The 14,956-nt window shown below is 48.9% G+C and carries 16 protein-coding genes and 1 other annotated feature; of the genes, 4 read left to right on the top strand and 12 right to left on the bottom strand.

The window, feature by feature from the left end; translation table 11 throughout:
- Window positions 1–2 precede the first annotated feature (2 nt).
- Genes trpC through trpA form a run of 4 tightly spaced genes read left to right on the top strand, consistent with a single transcriptional unit; the run spans window position 3 to window position 3,417 of the window.
- Window positions 3–800, top strand: coding sequence for an indole-3-glycerol phosphate synthase TrpC (gene trpC / locus AWM72_RS04815; protein WP_067974080.1), 798 nt, complete (start codon window positions 3–5; stop codon window positions 798–800).
- Window positions 793–1,419 carry a phosphoribosylanthranilate isomerase gene (locus AWM72_RS04810; RefSeq protein ID WP_067974073.1) on the top strand — a complete coding sequence of 209 codons (627 nt, stop codon included), beginning with the start codon at window positions 793–795 and terminating at the stop codon, window positions 1,417–1,419. The genes trpC and AWM72_RS04810 overlap by 8 nt, the downstream gene beginning before the upstream one ends.
- Window positions 1,420–1,448: 29 nt before the next feature.
- Entirely contained in the window at window positions 1,449–2,639 is a 1,191-nt protein-coding gene (gene trpB, locus AWM72_RS04805) for a tryptophan synthase subunit beta (protein ID WP_067974070.1), read from the top strand.
- Complete coding sequence (gene trpA / locus AWM72_RS04800; RefSeq protein ID WP_067974066.1) at window positions 2,629–3,417, top strand: tryptophan synthase subunit alpha; 789 nt, start codon at window positions 2,629–2,631, stop codon at window positions 3,415–3,417. The genes trpB and trpA overlap by 11 nt, the downstream gene beginning before the upstream one ends.
- 631 nt (window positions 3,418–4,048) lie before the next feature.
- On the opposite strand, the gene rplL is transcribed toward trpA, so the two are convergent.
- The 12 genes from rplL to AWM72_RS04735 all read right to left on the bottom strand — a co-directional run bounded on the left by rplL (window position 4,049) and on the right by AWM72_RS04735 (window position 14,946).
- Entirely contained in the window at window positions 4,049–4,420 is a 372-nt protein-coding gene (rplL, locus tag AWM72_RS04790) for a 50S ribosomal protein L7/L12 (protein ID WP_067974059.1), read from the bottom strand.
- Window positions 4,421–4,473: 53 nt separating this feature from the next.
- Window positions 4,474–4,983, bottom strand: coding sequence for a 50S ribosomal protein L10 (gene rplJ, locus AWM72_RS04785; protein WP_067974057.1), 510 nt, complete (start codon window positions 4,981–4,983; stop codon window positions 4,474–4,476).
- Between the two features lie 38 nt (window positions 4,984–5,021).
- Window positions 5,022–5,157, bottom strand: a sequence feature (ribosomal protein L10 leader region).
- Window positions 5,158–5,224: 67 nt separating this feature from the next.
- A complete protein-coding gene (locus tag AWM72_RS04780) occupies window positions 5,225–5,917 on the bottom strand; it encodes a DUF554 domain-containing protein (RefSeq protein WP_067974054.1) in 693 nt (230 codons plus the stop codon).
- A 436-nt stretch (window positions 5,918–6,353) separates the two neighbouring features.
- Window positions 6,354–7,133 (bottom strand): formate/nitrite transporter family protein, encoded by a 780-nt coding sequence (locus AWM72_RS04775; protein ID WP_067974051.1) that lies wholly within the window; start codon window positions 7,131–7,133, stop codon window positions 6,354–6,356.
- Complete coding sequence (locus tag AWM72_RS04770) at window positions 7,123–7,485, bottom strand: CHY zinc finger protein (protein WP_067974046.1); 363 nt, start codon at window positions 7,483–7,485, stop codon at window positions 7,123–7,125. Before AWM72_RS04770 ends, AWM72_RS04775 begins: the two co-directional genes overlap by 11 nt.
- Before the next feature lie 81 nt (window positions 7,486–7,566).
- The gene (gene rplA, locus AWM72_RS04765) at window positions 7,567–8,256 is read right to left on the bottom strand and encodes a 50S ribosomal protein L1 (RefSeq protein WP_067974043.1); all 690 of its coding nucleotides are present in this window, start codon (window positions 8,254–8,256) and stop codon (window positions 7,567–7,569) included.
- Between the two features lie 99 nt (window positions 8,257–8,355).
- Complete coding sequence (gene rplK / locus AWM72_RS04760) at window positions 8,356–8,781, bottom strand: 50S ribosomal protein L11 (protein WP_067974040.1); 426 nt, start codon at window positions 8,779–8,781, stop codon at window positions 8,356–8,358.
- A gap of 153 nt (window positions 8,782–8,934) precedes the next feature.
- On the bottom strand, window positions 8,935–11,784 hold the full coding sequence (locus tag AWM72_RS09640) for a pneumococcal-type histidine triad protein (RefSeq protein ID WP_067974036.1): 2,850 nt from the start codon (window positions 11,782–11,784) through the stop codon (window positions 8,935–8,937).
- 11 nt (window positions 11,785–11,795) lie between these two features.
- Window positions 11,796–12,710, bottom strand: coding sequence for a metal ABC transporter solute-binding protein, Zn/Mn family (locus AWM72_RS04750; RefSeq protein WP_067974033.1), 915 nt, complete (start codon window positions 12,708–12,710; stop codon window positions 11,796–11,798).
- 168 nt (window positions 12,711–12,878) lie between these two features.
- Complete coding sequence (locus AWM72_RS04745; protein ID WP_230080810.1) at window positions 12,879–13,304, bottom strand: YrhK family protein; 426 nt, start codon at window positions 13,302–13,304, stop codon at window positions 12,879–12,881.
- Between the two features lie 767 nt (window positions 13,305–14,071).
- Window positions 14,072–14,623 carry a transcription termination/antitermination protein NusG gene (nusG, locus tag AWM72_RS04740; RefSeq protein ID WP_067974026.1) on the bottom strand — a complete coding sequence of 184 codons (552 nt, stop codon included), beginning with the start codon at window positions 14,621–14,623 and terminating at the stop codon, window positions 14,072–14,074.
- Between the two features lie 107 nt (window positions 14,624–14,730).
- On the bottom strand, window positions 14,731–14,946 hold the full coding sequence (locus AWM72_RS04735) for a hypothetical protein (RefSeq protein WP_067974023.1): 216 nt from the start codon (window positions 14,944–14,946) through the stop codon (window positions 14,731–14,733).
- Between the last annotated feature and the right edge of the window lie 10 nt (window positions 14,947–14,956).

The following is a 14,956-nucleotide window of genomic DNA, read 5'->3' as shown; positions in this document are numbered from 1 at the left end:
CTATGATACTCGACGACATTGTCCAAAAGCGCAAAATCCGTTACCAGGAGCGAATGAGCCAAAAGCCCCTCGCCGAATTAGAAGCCGCTTGCCAGGCTATCGACCTCAGCCAGGAAGCACCCTTTCCCTTCTATAATACTCTCAGCCAACAGGACCGCTTCCACTTTATCTGTGAATGCAAGAAGGCTAGCCCTTCAAAAGGCCTGATCCAAGCGGACTACCAGCCTGCTGACATTGCCCAGGCCTACCAAGCGGCCGGGGCCTCAGCCATCTCCATCTTGACCGAACCCGACTTCTTCCAAGGGTCCGACCAAGATTTCCGGGCGGTCCGCCAAGCCACTAGCCTGCCCCTCCTGCGCAAGGACTTTATCTTCACTGCCTATCAGATCTACGAGGCCAAACTCTTGGGTGCCAATGCCGTCCTCCTGATCGTCTCTATCCTGAATGACGAGGACCTGGCCCACTTCCAAAAACTGGCCCATGACTTGAATCTAGATGCCCTGGTCGAATGCCACGACCTAGAAGAAATCGAGCGGGCCAAGGCCATCGGGGCACGAATTATCGGGGTCAACAACCGCGATTTGAAGACCTTCACCGTAGACCTGGACAATACCCAGCGCCTCCGCCAACACGTTCCTGAAGACATTGTTTTTGTCGCCGAAAGTGGCGTTTCCCAGCGTGACCAAGTGGCCCGCTTAGAAGCCGGCAAGGTGAACGCCCTACTTATTGGCGAAAGCTTGATGCGGGCTGAAAACAAGGGCCAGGTTCTCTCCCAACTGCGAGGTGACTATCATGACTAAGCTCAAATTCTGCGGCCTCAAAAATTTAGACGATGTGGCCATCTGTAATGAGCTCAAACCGGACTATGTCGGCTTCATCCTAGCCGAAAGCAAGCGTCGGATTGACCAAGACACCGCCCAAGAGCTCCGCCAGGCCCTGGACCCAGATATCCCCTGCGTCGGCGTCTTCGTTAATGAAGAACCAGAAACCATCCAAGCCTATGTCGATGCCGGTATTATCCAAGTCGTCCAGCTCCACGGTGACGAAGACCGAGCCTATATCGACAAGCTGCGCCAGCTGTGCCAGGCGCCCATTATCAAAGCCCTGGCCATTAAGGATAAGGATTCCTTCCAAGTCGACCTACCTTGCGACGCCTATCTCTATGATGCCTACAACAAGCACGTCCGTGGCGGCAGCGGCCAGGCCTTCAACTGGGACCTGATCAGCGCCCGCCCAGACAAGCACCGGGCCAAGACCTTCTTCCTCGCGGGTGGACTCAATGCCAGCAATCTAGCAGAAGCCATCCGAACGACCCAGCCTGAGGTCGTCGATATCTCCTCAGGTATTGAAGGCGCAGACGGCCACAAGGACTACGACAAGGCCAAAGCTGTTTGTCAGATTGTCCGCTCTATCCCATAAGACTAGCCATAAATGAAAGGAATTATACGATGACAAAAGAGAGTTATTTTGGTAAACACGGGGGCTATTTTGTCCCAGAAACCCTCATGAACGCCTGTCTAGAGCTTGAAGAAGCCTTCGACCACTTCATCCACGACCAGGACTTCCTCGACAACTACCAGCGCCTGCTCAAAGAATATGCCGGCCGCCCTTCCCTCCTCTACTATGCCGACCGCCTGACTAAGGACCTAGGCGGGGCCAAAGTTTACTTGAAGCGCGAAGACCTCAACCACACCGGCGCCCACAAAATCAACAACGCCCTCGGTCAAGCCCTGCTCGCTAAAGCCATGGGCAAGACCCGCTTGATCGCTGAAACAGGGGCCGGTCAGCACGGGGTAGCCACTGCAACAGCCGCCGCCCTCCTCGATATGGAATGTGTGGTCTATATGGGTAAAGAAGATACCGAACGTCAGGCCCTCAACGTCTACCGGATGGAACTGCTGGGCAGTCAAGTGATTGCCGTTGAAAGCGGGACCCAGACCCTGAAGGATGCCGTCAATGAGGCACTCAAGGACTGGAGTGCCAACTTCGAAAACTCCCACTATTGTATCGGTTCAACCATGGGCCCCCACCCCTTCCCAACCATCGTCCGCGAATTCCAACGCGTGATCAGTCGGGAAGCCCGCCAACAATTCCTCGACCAAACCGGGAAGTTACCCGATATGGTCTTCGCCTGTGTCGGCGGTGGGTCCAACGCCATCGGTTCCTTCTACGAATTTCTCAATGACGAAGAGGTCCAACTCTACGGTGTCGAAGCAGCCGGTAAGGGCATCCACACCGAACGAACCGCAGCGACCATTGCAACCGGCAAGGAAGGCATCTTCCACGGCATGAAATCCTACTTCTGCCAGGATGAAGACGGACAAATTGCCCCCGTCTATTCCATCTCTGCCGGCCTCGACTACCCAGGCATTGGCCCTGAACACGCCCACTTCCACGATACCGGCCGGGTGAACTATGTCCCTGCCACCGATGACGAAGCAGTCGCTGCCTTCGAATACCTCTCCCGGCTCGAGGGGATTATCCCTGCCATCGAGAGTGCCCATGCGATCGCCTATGCCCTCAAAGTTATCCCAACACTGGACAAAGACCAGAGTGTAATGATCACCCTTTCCGGCCGCGGTGACAAAGACGTGGCCGCCATCGCCCGCTATAAAGGAGTAGAAATCTATGACGACTAAGCCAAGTACCCAACGCATCCAAGCCGCCTTCCAGACCAAGGCCTTCATCCCCTTCATTACCTGTGGCGACCCTGATCTGGCCACTACCGAAGCTGTAGTTGACAGCCTCATCACTGCTGGCGCTAATCTCGTAGAATTAGGGATTCCTTTCTCCGACCCCGTCGCTGAGGGCGAGACCATCCAAGCCGCAGACGAACGCGCCCTGTCTAAGGAAGTCAAACTCGACCAAATCTTCGACCTCGTGCGCCGCATCCGCCAAAAGCATGACACCCCGCTCGTCTTCATGACCTATGCCAACCCCATCTTCGCTTACGGCACCGACCGCTTCATGGAAAAAGCAGCTGACGCAGGCATCGACGGTGTCATCATTCCCGACGCCCCCTATGAAGAAAAAGGCCTTTTCCAGGCTGCCTGTGACCAGCACGGGATTACCCTAATCTCCATGGTCGCTCCCTCCAGTAAGGAACGGATCCAAACCATCGCTAGCGAAGCAGAAGGCTTCCTCTACCTCGTCTCCAGCCTGGGTGTAACAGGCGTCCGCCAAAATATCCAAACCGATATCCCAAGTATCGTCAAGAGCATCCGCCAAGCCACCGACATCCCCGTCGCAGTCGGCTTCGGCATTGCCACCCCTGACCAGGCCCGGGAAATGTCCCAGGCATCAGACGGCGCCATCATCGGCTCTGCCATTGTCAAACTCATCGCCAAACACGGCACAAACAGCGCCCCAGTCGTCGAAGCCTATGCCAAGGAAATCGTCCAAGCCATCCAAGCTTAATTAAAAATAGAATAAAAAACACTGCACCAAGCTGATAGCGACCAGAAAATGGGCGTCCTAAACTGCTTAATGCAGTGTTTTTTACTTTTGATTTGCTGGACAAGATTTATAAAGGGCTAGCAATACACAGTCGGAGGTCTCGATTGTGTGCTAAGTCTTATCAACCCACACTCAACGGTCACCATTGAGTGTTAATTTTTGCCAATCCACACTTGAGGGCTTCAAATGTGGATTATTTCTTACCAAGCCACACTCGAAGGCTACGATTGTGTGCTAACCCTTGCCAACACACACCCGACCCCAACAATTGTGGATTGGCTGCTCTTGTTCATACTCTATCTAGTCGGGCTCGCAAAGGCAGAAATAGCTCCTCTTCACCAAAATCCGCCGAAGACTTTCAGTCTTCTCTGGCTTTTGGCTCCAGAGCTCTATTTCTCCCGCCAGCCCTCGCACCCGGTAGTCAGGCTCGCAAGAGCAGACTTGAAGTGATTTCAGCTCATCGAAACGTCTGACCAAAGTCAGCCTTTTTCGATGAGCCTCCAATCATTCAAGTCTAAACGCTCTTTCTCGCACCCTTAATAAAAAAGACCAGGCTTTTGGCCTGGTCTCTTCATTATTAATCCGAAGTAGATTATTTAAGTTCTGCTGAACCGCCAGCTTCTTCGATAGCTGCTTTAAGGGCTTCTGCTTCTTCTTTAGGAAGACCTTCTTTAATAACAGCTGGAGCGCCGTCAACTAATTCTTTAGCTTCTTTCAAGCCAAGACCAGTTGCTTCACGAACTGCTTTGATAACTTTGATCTTAGCAGCGCCTGCATCTGTTAATTCAACGTCGAAGTCAGTTTTTTCTTCAGCAGCGCCTGCGTCAGCACCAGCACCTGCAGCAGCTACAGGAGCAGCAGCAGAAACGCCGAATTCTTCTTCAATAGCAGATACTAAGTCTGCTAATTCTAAGATTGATGATTCTTTTAAATCAGCAATGATTTGTTCAATGTTTAAAGCCATTTTTTATTCCTCCGTTTTTTAAATGATTTGTTTGGATCTAGGCAGCCAAATAATTAAGCTGCGCCTTCTTCTTCTGCTTTTTGGTCTTGTACAGCTTTGACTGCATATGCCACGTTGCGGACAGGTGCTTGCAATACAGATAAGAGCATTGAAAGTAAACCTTCGCGACCTGGTAGGGAAGCAATCTTGCTGATTTCTTCTTTAGTTAAGGTTTTGCCTTCGATGACGCCGCCTTTTAATTCTAAAGCTTCTGCTTCTTTAGAGAAGTTCTTCAAGATACGTGCAGGTGCAACTGCGTCTTCTTCACCAAATGCTACGGCAGTAGGGCCTTGGAAGACTTCTTCGTGGTATTCAACACCTAAAGTGTCTAAGGCACGACGCATCATCGTATTTTTGATAACTTTGAATGATACATTTTCTGCACGTAATTGGCTACGCAATTCAGTTGCTTCTTGAACAGTTAAACCTAAGTAGTCAACAACGATGATTGATTTTGCATTTTTAATACGGTCAACCAATACGTTAACTTCTTCTTGTTTCTTAGCAATTGCTTGTTCGCTCAATTATTTCACCTCCATAAGATTAATCAGAGTTTCTATTGCCGAGCAATAAAAAAACTCCATGTCACTGAAGACATAGAGAACTATCTAACACCTGATGCGGTGAATCTCGATCTCCCTCGGTTAGAAATTAAGGCTTGGGCCACTAACTGTCTTCGGTAAGTATTGAATTATTTTCAACTATTGCATAATAGCATGCCTAAATTAAAAAAGCAAGGCTTATTTCGAGATTTTTCAGCTAAATTTAGAAGAGATTGTAAAGAGGCAATAGGATAATAGGCATAAAAATTGCTGGGATCTGATTGGTCACCCGGATGTCGGTGATTTCTAGCATATTCAAACCCAGGCCAACCAGGATAATGGAGCCGGCCCCAGACATCTCTGCCACCACAGCTGGCGTCAGGTAAGGCGCAATCCAGGCAGCTAGGGTCACCAGACCACCTTCATAGACCAAGACAGAGAGCGCCGCAAAAGCAGCCCCAATCCCGTAAGTTGACCCGAAAATAAGCGAACTCACCGCAACAATTACCGACTTAGTATAGAGCAAGCTGTGGTCACCGTTCAGGCCAGATTGGAGGGCCCCAAGCACGGTCATCGCCCCCACACAGATGACCAAGCTGGCCGTCACGAAACCCTCCGCAAAGAGCGACGCCTCTTCCCCACTAGCTACCTTGTTTTGGATTGCCTTACTCCCTCGGTCTAGGGCTCCTTCAATATTAATAAATTCACCAATAATGGTCCCTAATAAGAGACTCATTAATAAGACAATTAAATTCTTAGAATCACTGGCCCCAGAAATTCCCAGATAGAGCACGACAACCCCGATCATCTGCATGCAAGCCTTCCGCACCCGCTCCGGCAGGCGCTCACCAATGAAATGCCCAACCACGGCAAAAACGACCAGCACCAGGGCCTCAACAATTACACCTTTATACATAATAACCTCCAAATATTCAATAGACCTATTCTACGCTGTTTCCAGATGAAGGTAAACCCGAACGCTTAATTCTCATTGTATTCTTAAATTTGAAGAAGAAAGTTAATAGCCGATCAAGTTGTTAATCAAGAATCCATTTGAGAATTCTTGATCGGCAACTTGCAAATGATCCTGAGATTTGAAAGTTGCCGACGTCCTACTTGCAAACGGTCCTGAGATTCGAAAGTTGCTGACGTCCTACTTGCAAACGGCCCCCATATTCGAAAGTTCCAACTGCCCGACTCTCAAATAAGGCTGCGATTTGAAACTTGCCACTCCCCAACTCGCAAACAAAGCCAAGATTTGAAAGTTACCAGCCCACCTACTCACTAATACAAACAGCTCTAAACCTCCAACAAAAAAGCCTCCTCTACTGAAGGAGACTTTTTGCTTTTGATTAATCGGTATAGATATCTTGCCCCTTGTTAAGGAAGCCATAGCCGATCCCCATCACGACACCCCCACCGACGAAGTTACCTAACCAGGCCACTAGCCACTGCAGGAGCACATGGCTTAGGGTAAAACCTTCGATCGCAGAAGGCAGGGTGAAAGCTGCCAGGGAATAAGTGACGAAGTTGGCAATGACGTGCTCAAAGCCGTAGAAGGCAAAGATAAAGATAATCCCTAGAATATAAGGAATTTTGGTGCTGTTATCTTTCATGAACATGATGCCGATAACGGTGATATTAACTAACATATTGGCTACAATCCCATCCAGGAAGACGAGGCCATAAGACTTATCAATCTTGCCTTGGACGGCTGAAATTAAATAATGGCTGGCATCGATATCATTAAAGCCTAAAGTCTGACTCAGCACCCAAGCAATTGCCACACAGCCAATTAAGTTAAATAAGGTACATAGAGCTAAGACCTTAGCAGCATCCGCTGGCTTCACCACTTTGCGGTACAAGCCATTGGCGAAATACATCATATTAGAAGTCGTTAACTCCCCGTTCAGGAAGATAATCATCACCAAGCACCATGGGAAAAGTAAGGCATAGGCAAAGCGCCCCAGGTCAGGATGAACCGCGCTAATTTGTTCTGCCGTCATAAAAGCTACGCCACAGCCAATTCCCAAGTAAATGCCGGCAAAAATAGCCCGGAGACCATATTGCCAAACTGATGTATTTGCCAGGGCGACTTTCTTATTAATCGCCGCGGTAATCTTATCGTTCATTAAATCTAACTCCTCCATTATGGTTTTTCTCTTTTTCTGAGGCAAAGTATAGCCCAGCATGGCGCTGGCAAGCGGGATTGAAAGCTGCCTGGCATCGGGGACAGTGGCCCAAAGCTCGGTAAGTTTCTTGGTCAAAGCTGGTCCGACACACGCCGCACAGCAGAGCGCCCTTCTGATCCTTTTGAATAAGCGTGAAATCATGGTCAGCCAAGGCGGCATGGCACTGGTAGCAGGCATAGTAAGCCTGGCAGGTCGCACAATACAAGGCCAGCACATCGACAGGCAGATGGTAGTGCCGGCACCGCCCTTCACGGTCCAGGTCCAACCCTCGAATCTCTCTCGCTTCTTGCATCCTTTACCTACTTTCATTATGACACAAAAAAAGCGCTAAGCAAGTTAATCCCTACTTAGCGCTCCCATTAATCACTATTGATTATAATGATGATGGATCAACTTTGATACCAGGACCCATAGTAGATGTTACAGAAAGGTTCTTCACATAAGTCCCTTTAGCTGCAGCAGGTTTTTCACGTAGGATGGTTTCATGGATGGCACGGAAGTTTTCAATTAAGTCTTCAGTGTTGAATGAAACTTTACCAATTAAAGCGTGAACGTTACCTGCACTATCTGCACGGTATTCGATTTGACCTGATTTGATGTCGTTAACAGCTTTAGCAACATCTTGTGTTACGGTACCTGTTTTAGGGTTAGGCATTAAACCTTTAGGCCCTAAGACACGACCCAAGCGGCCGATTTTACCCATCATGTCTGGTGTTGCGACAACAACGTCGAAGTCTAACCAGCCATCGTTGATTTTTTCGATGTATTCATCGTCACCAACATAGTCTGCGCCGGCTTCTTCCGCGATGCGGGCATTTTCACCTTGGGCAAAGACTAAAACGGTTTGTGTTTGACCAGTACCCTTAGGCAATACCATTGCCCCACGGATTTGTTGGTCGTTCTTCTTAGTGTCGATACCTAAACGGTAAGCCACTTCGATTGAACCGTCAAATTTGGTGTAGTCAACTTCTTTTAATAATTCAATTGCTTCTTCAGCAGTGTATTTTTTGTTTTTGTCAACTTTTTCATAAGCTGCGATTTGATTTTTTGATTTTTTAGCCATTATCTTTCCTCCTATGTGGTTTTAACGGATATTCCTCCCACGCACAACACCTAGATGTTGTGGCGTTTGATTATTGATTCTGTTCGTTCAGCGGGTCGACTAGTCTTCGACAGTGATCCCCATTGAACGTGCAGTACCCTCAACCATACGCATAGCAGCTTCAACATCAGCAGCATTTAAGTCTGGTGTCTTGGTTTCTGCAATTTCACGTACTTGATCGCGAGTGACACTTGCTACTTTATTCTTGTTAGGTTCACCAGAACCTTTTTCCACGCCAGCGGCTTTCTTAAGTAAGACAGCTGCAGGTGGTGTCTTAGTAATAAAGTCAAATGAGCGATCTTCGTAAACAGTGATCACAACAGGGATTACATAGCCTGCTTGATCCGCAGTACGTGCATTGAACTCTTTACAGAAGCCCATGATATTAATACCAGCTTGCCCTAAAGCAGGACCTACTGGAGGAGCTGGACTTGCTTGACCAGCTTCAATTTGTAATTTAACAACAGTTTCTACATTCTTAGCCACGAAACATTCCTCCTTGTTCTGTTCGCGAGTGGTTTAATGGAGTTGTAGTTAGATTTCTCCTCCCACTTATTGTGTTTGCACACAATACCATATTAAACCATAGTTCAATCCAAAAAGCAAGGGCGAATTTTAATTTTCGAAATTTGCTAGGACCTAGGCTGGATCAGCCGCCAATTCTGGCTGACTTGGACGATCCTGGCCCGTCGCTAGCGGCTCCTCTTCACCTTCTGCCTCGCTAGCAGCTGGAAGACGGACTTCCTCTTTAGATGCTTGAGAAGGCGTTGAACTTGCGGTGGTCTCACTTTCCGCTGACGCCTTACTTTCCACTGCTTCCTTATCTTGGGGCGCTACATTTTCTTTTAGCTCAGCAGCTTTTTTATCTGCTTGCCGTTGGTTGAGGACAGCTTCAACGGCTGCCACTTGGTCAGCGTCCAATTCAGTCGCCTTCTTCGAACGACCAGAAGCCGGATTGTACTTGGTCATATAGACATTTTGCCCCTGAACGCTGAAGATATAGCCCTTGCCGAAGCGGGATTGGACATCCTCTGCCTTAAAGGAATAGCCAGCTAGGGGAGCCGCTTCGAGGCTCTCATCGGAAGCCGCTGCTTCACTCGTCTCATCTTCTTTAACCGTTTCTTCTACTTTAAGTCCTTGCTCTTTCATCCAGGCTTCCACCTGACGGAGTTCGTCTTGTTCTAATTCCCCGAATTCAAAGACATGGTAGTGGTCGCCGTGCTTGGCAATCACGCTGTCCTTAGTCACTTCACTAATAGAAGCTTTGGAGAAAGTATAGCCATCATCGGTCGTATAAGGCTTGCCATCCAGCCCCTTGCCAAAAGCCTGGTAGTCTTTGCCATTGAAGCGGACCTTGTGCCCTTTGTCTTCGACTTTCGCCGCTTCTTGCTGGCCTTCCACATCCGCACCCCAGCCATCTTTCTCAGCGGGCCGGTATTCGGGATTGGCGATCAGGAAGCGCACGGTCTTGATGGCCCGGTCGACCTTGTCTTGGTCATTGTCAAACCAGACATTCAAGAAGGCACGGTCGGCATAGTGGTAGTGGTCGTGGTGTGGAATCCGGAAGCGGCCCGGTTCAATTTCCTTGTCCGCATATTGGAGGTTACCCTTGAATTCGCTGAACGGTAGGCACCAGTCGGGCAGAGCTTTGCCTCTTTGTTTTTCTTTGTCTTTCGCAGCTGATGGGTCTTTAGCGCTATGACTATCTTTCTTTTCGCTCGTCTTCTTAACTGCTTCCTCTTTGGCCTGGTCTGCTTGATCAGCTCGACCTGAGGCTAGGTAGCGGTCAGCAGCTAGGCGTTCCAAGTCCGAGAGCTGCTGGGTCGGAATAATATGGTAGTGGTCGCCATGGGGCATCACATAACCAAAAGCATTCTTCTTAGTGACCTTGGCCGGATCGAAGACCAAGCCGTCGCTCTCCACATGGCGTTGACTCTGAGGCAGCGCATAGAGCTTACGGAGAAGTTGGCTGAGGCTTAGGTCCTCAAGTTTTTGCTCAGAAGCGTGAGTTTTTGTATTTTCTTTCTGATGGCTTTGACTTTGAACTTTCTTAGCCGGAACTTGAGGCTTAGCTTTCCCACTTGGTCGCTGGTCTGCTTTGCTTGCCACTTTAGCTGGCGTCGATGGTTGCGCCTGACTTTGGCCTTGCCAGTAGCGCTTGGCAGCAGCTAGTTCTTTCGCCGATAAGTCAGCCTTAGGGATGGCGTGGAAGTGACTGCCGTGGGGAACCACATAGACATCCCCTTCATCCGCAATAATATCCGTCGCCTTAAAGACATAGCCATCGTCCGTTGTATAAGGCCGGTCCTTGTGGGAACTTGGCTCTTGCTTGATGAGGCCCTTGCCTGGGGCTTCCTGCTTCTTAGGGGCTACCGGTTTAGATTCCTGGGTCTGGCTCGGTCTAGCCTGGCCAGGGGCATTGGACTGGTTCAAGTAAGCATCCGCGGCCCGCCGCTCTAATTCCGAAAGTTGGTGAGCTGGAATGATATGGTAGTGGTCACCATGGGGCATCACGTAGCCAAAAGCATTCTTCTGGGTCACCTTGGCAGGATCAAAAACCAAGCCGTCCGCTTCGACATGGCGCTGGCTCTTAGGCTGGGCGTAGACCTGCTTTAGAAGGCCCTGCAAGTTGTCCTGGTAGCCGCCTTGATGAGAGCTAGGTGCATTCGGATAACTTTGTTTGATAGTCTGCAGGGGCAGCTGGTTGCCACTATTAAAAGCTGGGGCCATGGACCCGCCTCTGCCACCGCTTGCCCGACCGCCACCGGATAAATAGGCGACTGCCGCTGCCCGTTCCGCTGGGGAGAGGTCGGCCTTGGGAACATAGTGGAAGTGGTCGCCATGGGCACAGATGTAGGCATCCCCTGCATCGCTCACAATCGAGCCCACCGTGAAGACATAGCCATCATCTGTCGTATAGCGTCCCTGGGCTTTGGCTTGGGAGATCGCCTGCTTAGCGGACTGACTCATTGGCTCTGCCCCGCCTGCTTCCTTCACATGGTGCAACTTCTTCTGCTCAGCAATCTCTTCCTTGGTCCGAACATTGACCGCTTTCTTAGGATCCTTGAGGTAGAGGTAATACTTGCCATCGACCTTGATGATATAACCATCCTTGACCTCGTTAATGATATCTTTTTGCTCCAAGCGATAGTTAGGATCCTTCATGACCAAGTCTTCGCTAATAATCGCGTCGAAGGGGACCTTGCCGTTGTAATAGTGGTAGTGGTCGCCGTGGGAAGTGACATAGCCATCGTCGGTAATCTTAACGACAATCTGTTCCGCGTCAATGCCTTCTTCAGCAGACACTTGGTCAGGGGTCTTGTCCTGGTGGTCATTGGTCTTGGCACCTTGGCCATCGACATAGGCAATCTTAGAATCCTTGGCTTCCGTTTGATTGCCCTGGCTATAGCCCCAATAATAAGCGCCCCCGAGGAGGAGGGCAGAGGTCGTAGCGCCGAGGATAACTTGTTTGAGTGTTTTTTTCTCCATTAATAATCTCCTTATTCTAATTCTTCTAAGAGGATCTTGAGATCTGCTTCCAGGTTTTCCAAGAAGGTCAGATCATTTTGAGGGTCAGCTTCTAGGGGGCGTAGGGTCTTAATCTCAGCCCCCGTCTCTTCCGCGAGAACTTGGGCCAGCTTAGGCGAGGCCTTCTCTTCCGTAAAAATCGTCTCCACCTGGTAGCGGTCGATAAATTCTTTGATTTCAGCTAATTGTTGGGGGCTGGGTTCCGCATCGGGAGAAATCCCTGCAATCCCTAATTGCTTAAGGCCAAAGCGCTGGGCCAAATAAGAAAAGGCCGTATGCTGGGTAACAAAGGTCTTTTGCTTAGCCGCCTTGAACTTGGGCTGATATTTTTCAACCAGGGCTTCCGCCTGGGCTTGAAACTTATCCGCATTGGCCTGGTAGGTCGCTCGATTAGCGGGGTCCCTCTCCGATAGGGCCTTGGCGATATTTTGAGCCTCTTGGCCAGCCAGGATAGGATCTAGCCAGGAATGGGGATCGTAGAGCTTCGCCTGGTCCATCCCTTCTTCAAGGGGCATGTCTTCAAGGCCCGGTACCTTCTGCAGGTCTAAGCCGGCTGAAGCTTCCACCACATCCTTACCTTGAATATTCTTGGCCCAACCCTCCAAGGTCGGTGAATGGTAGATAAAAAGATCCGCCCCCTCAATCGCCGCCAGGTCGCTAGCTGAAGGTTCAAAAGAGTGGATGCCTGCTCCCGACTGGATCATGCGGACATCGTTGAGGTCTCCGCTCACCTCCTTAGTCAGGGCATAGATGGGATAAAAACTCGTCACGACCCGCATCCCCTGGCCTGACTTCGCATCTGCACCCTTCTGACAGCCGCTGAGGGCCAATAAGATGAGGGTCACGAGGCCGACCAGTAAAGCGGCCCCTTTTCCTTTTTGAAACATTGAATAAATCCTCCTTTAAATCGTAACGATTACGATATAAAATATACCGGGAAGAATCCGACTTGTCAAGACAAATCGTAAATATTACGATTTAATATTTAAAAGAAAAAGCAGCTATTAACTTTTTTTCGCTAATAGCTGCTTTATCCTCCAAAGCCCCAACCTGCATTAGTCCTGGTGCTTGTCGTCTGCTTCGTAATATTCATGGTTGTAGGCGTCGCCTAGGTAGTCGCCATCTTGTTGGTCACCTTTTTGACTGTATTTAATTTGGAATAATTTCTTCTTATCGAGATTGGCCTCATCCCGGCGGCGCTTGCTGGGGTCCTGGTTGTAGATATGGATATTATGGATAAGTTTAATGATCGGGCGCATAACGAAGGAGAACCCGCCGATCAGATAGAGGGTGTTCCCGTAGATTGCCGGTGCTCCGACGAAATTGCAAATACTCCCAATGAAATACAAGCTCCCCGTAAAGATATCGTTGAGCAGTGAAATAATAGTATAAACGTTCTGGAAATATAGACGCAGAGGACCTAACTTAACCACAATATCCTCTTCCGTCTGCGGCTCCATCTCATAAGACTTCCGCTTCATATTAGCCACTTAACCACCTCCCTTCCCTCCTTTATAGCATTTGCCCCTCGCAAAAGCAAAAAAAGGGGCTCCTTGACCCTTCAAGCAAGGGAAAAGAATAAATAAAAATCAATCCTAAGCTCTAGTTTAATGCTCCCTTAGAGTAAATAAAAAAATTTACTTTGAGGGGGTATTTTTTATGTCTTCTAATATTGCACATTATGTCTACTTTTAAGAAGAAAAGTGCATTTATATCAGTATTTTAGAGATTTCGCTTAAGAGTTTGATGACTCAAGCAAGTATTGAAAATGATAATATTAAGCGTGGCAAAGTCGATACAGGCTCAAGGCTTCCCAAGTAATTTAAAAGGTCTGTTCATTATCAATTCCAGTCCTATAGCTAAGTGCTGTGCATGAATATGAGCAGGAGTGAAGCTTTGATTGTGGTCGTTAGCCATGAACAAGCAAGCGATGTGAATTACGGATAGTAGGCGATTAGCCGTACTAGCCGTTTGAAGGCTCGCTAGGCGAGAGACCTTGGCTCGAGCTGGTGCTGCTATAGCCGTTGGAGCGTAAGGGACTTACGGATATAGTACAAAACGGCGTCAGCCGTTCTTGACCCTCTAAAATTGAACGACCACACTCAAAGCGTAACGGATGCTCATAGATGCAATTTAGCTTAAAAAAAAAGCCATGAACAAATTGAACATGGCTTATATATTTACTCTAAGGGAGCATATTCCTCGCTATAGCTGTTTTAATATCTAACAAGTTTTCTTACTGTCATCCTTACAATTTATCCACTTGGTCAAAGTCAACTTCTGCTACGGTTTCACGGCCGAACATTTCAACGACAACCTTGAGCTTCTCTTGGTCTTCTTCAATAGCTTCAATCCGACCTTCCAAGCCATCAAAGGCACCGTCGATAACGCGGACCATTTCGCCCACTTCGAAGTGGATGTCCCGTTTAACCACTTCACCCTGGGAGCGGAGGAGGCGGTGGACTTCATCATCTAAGAGAGGGGTTGGTTTGGACCCTTGACCGTGCGAGCCTAGGAAGCCGGTAACGTTCGGCGTGTTCCGAACCACGAACCAGGCCTCGTCTGACATAATCATTTCAACGAAGACATAGCCTGGGAAGATCTTATCCTTAACAACCTTCTGCTTACCAGTCTTGGTTTCTTCCACATGTTCGGTTTCTGGCACCACGGCGCGGAAGATGTAGTCTTCCATCCCCATCGAGGTGATCCGCATTTCCAAGTCTTCCCTTACCTTATTTTCATAGCCTGAATAAGTATGGAGGACATACCATTGCTTGGCACTTTCAACTGTTTCTACCATTATGACGCGCTCCTTTTTCTAAATTTTATCTGAATAAAAAACCTCCCCCCCAGGAGAAGGTTTTTTAAGGTTTTTTGACGAAATTTTCCTCCTTTATTGTACCATAGCTAAGGCGCTAATTCAAAAGAATTTGACAGACTGGATAGGTAAACCTGTATCTGGAAGCGCGGTCCCAGCTGTCCCCGGTCACCCCGCTCAATCTTTATGTAAGAAGACCGGTTGGGGCTAGGGAGCACAGGCAAGACGCGGATGGACTGGCAGGCATAAAAGATCAAACCCAACGCTAACACTCCCAAGATAACTGGTCGAACGCCTTTCTTCATGACAGCCACC

The sequence above is a fragment of the Aerococcus sanguinicola genome (assembly GCF_001543145.1).
Classification (GTDB): Bacteria; Bacillota; Bacilli; order Lactobacillales; family Aerococcaceae; genus Aerococcus; species Aerococcus sanguinicola.
Note: the sequence above shows the minus strand (reverse complement) of the source record. Positions and strands in the feature narration are given on the sequence as shown.

What these genes read in the sequence shown, in the direction of transcription:
- trpC (WP_067974080.1), top strand. Translation starts at nt 3, where the DNA reads ATGATACTCGACGACATTGTCCAAAAGCGCAAAATCCGTTACCAGGAG.
- AWM72_RS04810 (WP_067974073.1), top strand. Translation starts at nt 793, where the DNA reads ATGACTAAGCTCAAATTCTGCGGCCTCAAAAATTTAGACGATGTGGCC.
- trpB (WP_067974070.1), top strand. Translation starts at nt 1,449, where the DNA reads ATGACAAAAGAGAGTTATTTTGGTAAACACGGGGGCTATTTTGTCCCA.
- trpA (WP_067974066.1), top strand. Translation starts at nt 2,629, where the DNA reads ATGACGACTAAGCCAAGTACCCAACGCATCCAAGCCGCCTTCCAGACC.
- rplL (WP_067974059.1), bottom strand. Translation starts at nt 4,420, where the DNA reads ATGGCTTTAAACATTGAACAAATCATTGCTGATTTAAAAGAATCATCA.
- AWM72_RS04780 (WP_067974054.1), bottom strand. Translation starts at nt 5,917, where the DNA reads ATGTATAAAGGTGTAATTGTTGAGGCCCTGGTGCTGGTCGTTTTTGCC.
- AWM72_RS04775 (WP_067974051.1), bottom strand. Translation starts at nt 7,133, where the DNA reads ATGAACGATAAGATTACCGCGGCGATTAATAAGAAAGTCGCCCTGGCA.
- AWM72_RS04770 (WP_067974046.1), bottom strand. Translation starts at nt 7,485, where the DNA reads ATGCAAGAAGCGAGAGAGATTCGAGGGTTGGACCTGGACCGTGAAGGG.
- rplA (WP_067974043.1), bottom strand. Translation starts at nt 8,256, where the DNA reads ATGGCTAAAAAATCAAAAAATCAAATCGCAGCTTATGAAAAAGTTGAC.
- AWM72_RS09640 (WP_067974036.1), bottom strand. Translation starts at nt 11,784, where the DNA reads ATGGAGAAAAAAACACTCAAACAAGTTATCCTCGGCGCTACGACCTCT.
- AWM72_RS04750 (WP_067974033.1), bottom strand. Translation starts at nt 12,710, where the DNA reads ATGTTTCAAAAAGGAAAAGGGGCCGCTTTACTGGTCGGCCTCGTGACC.
- AWM72_RS04745 (WP_230080810.1), bottom strand. Translation starts at nt 13,304, where the DNA reads ATGAAGCGGAAGTCTTATGAGATGGAGCCGCAGACGGAAGAGGATATT.
- nusG (WP_067974026.1), bottom strand. Translation starts at nt 14,623, where the DNA reads ATGGTAGAAACAGTTGAAAGTGCCAAGCAATGGTATGTCCTCCATACT.
- AWM72_RS04735 (WP_067974023.1), bottom strand. Translation starts at nt 14,946, where the DNA reads ATGAAGAAAGGCGTTCGACCAGTTATCTTGGGAGTGTTAGCGTTGGGT.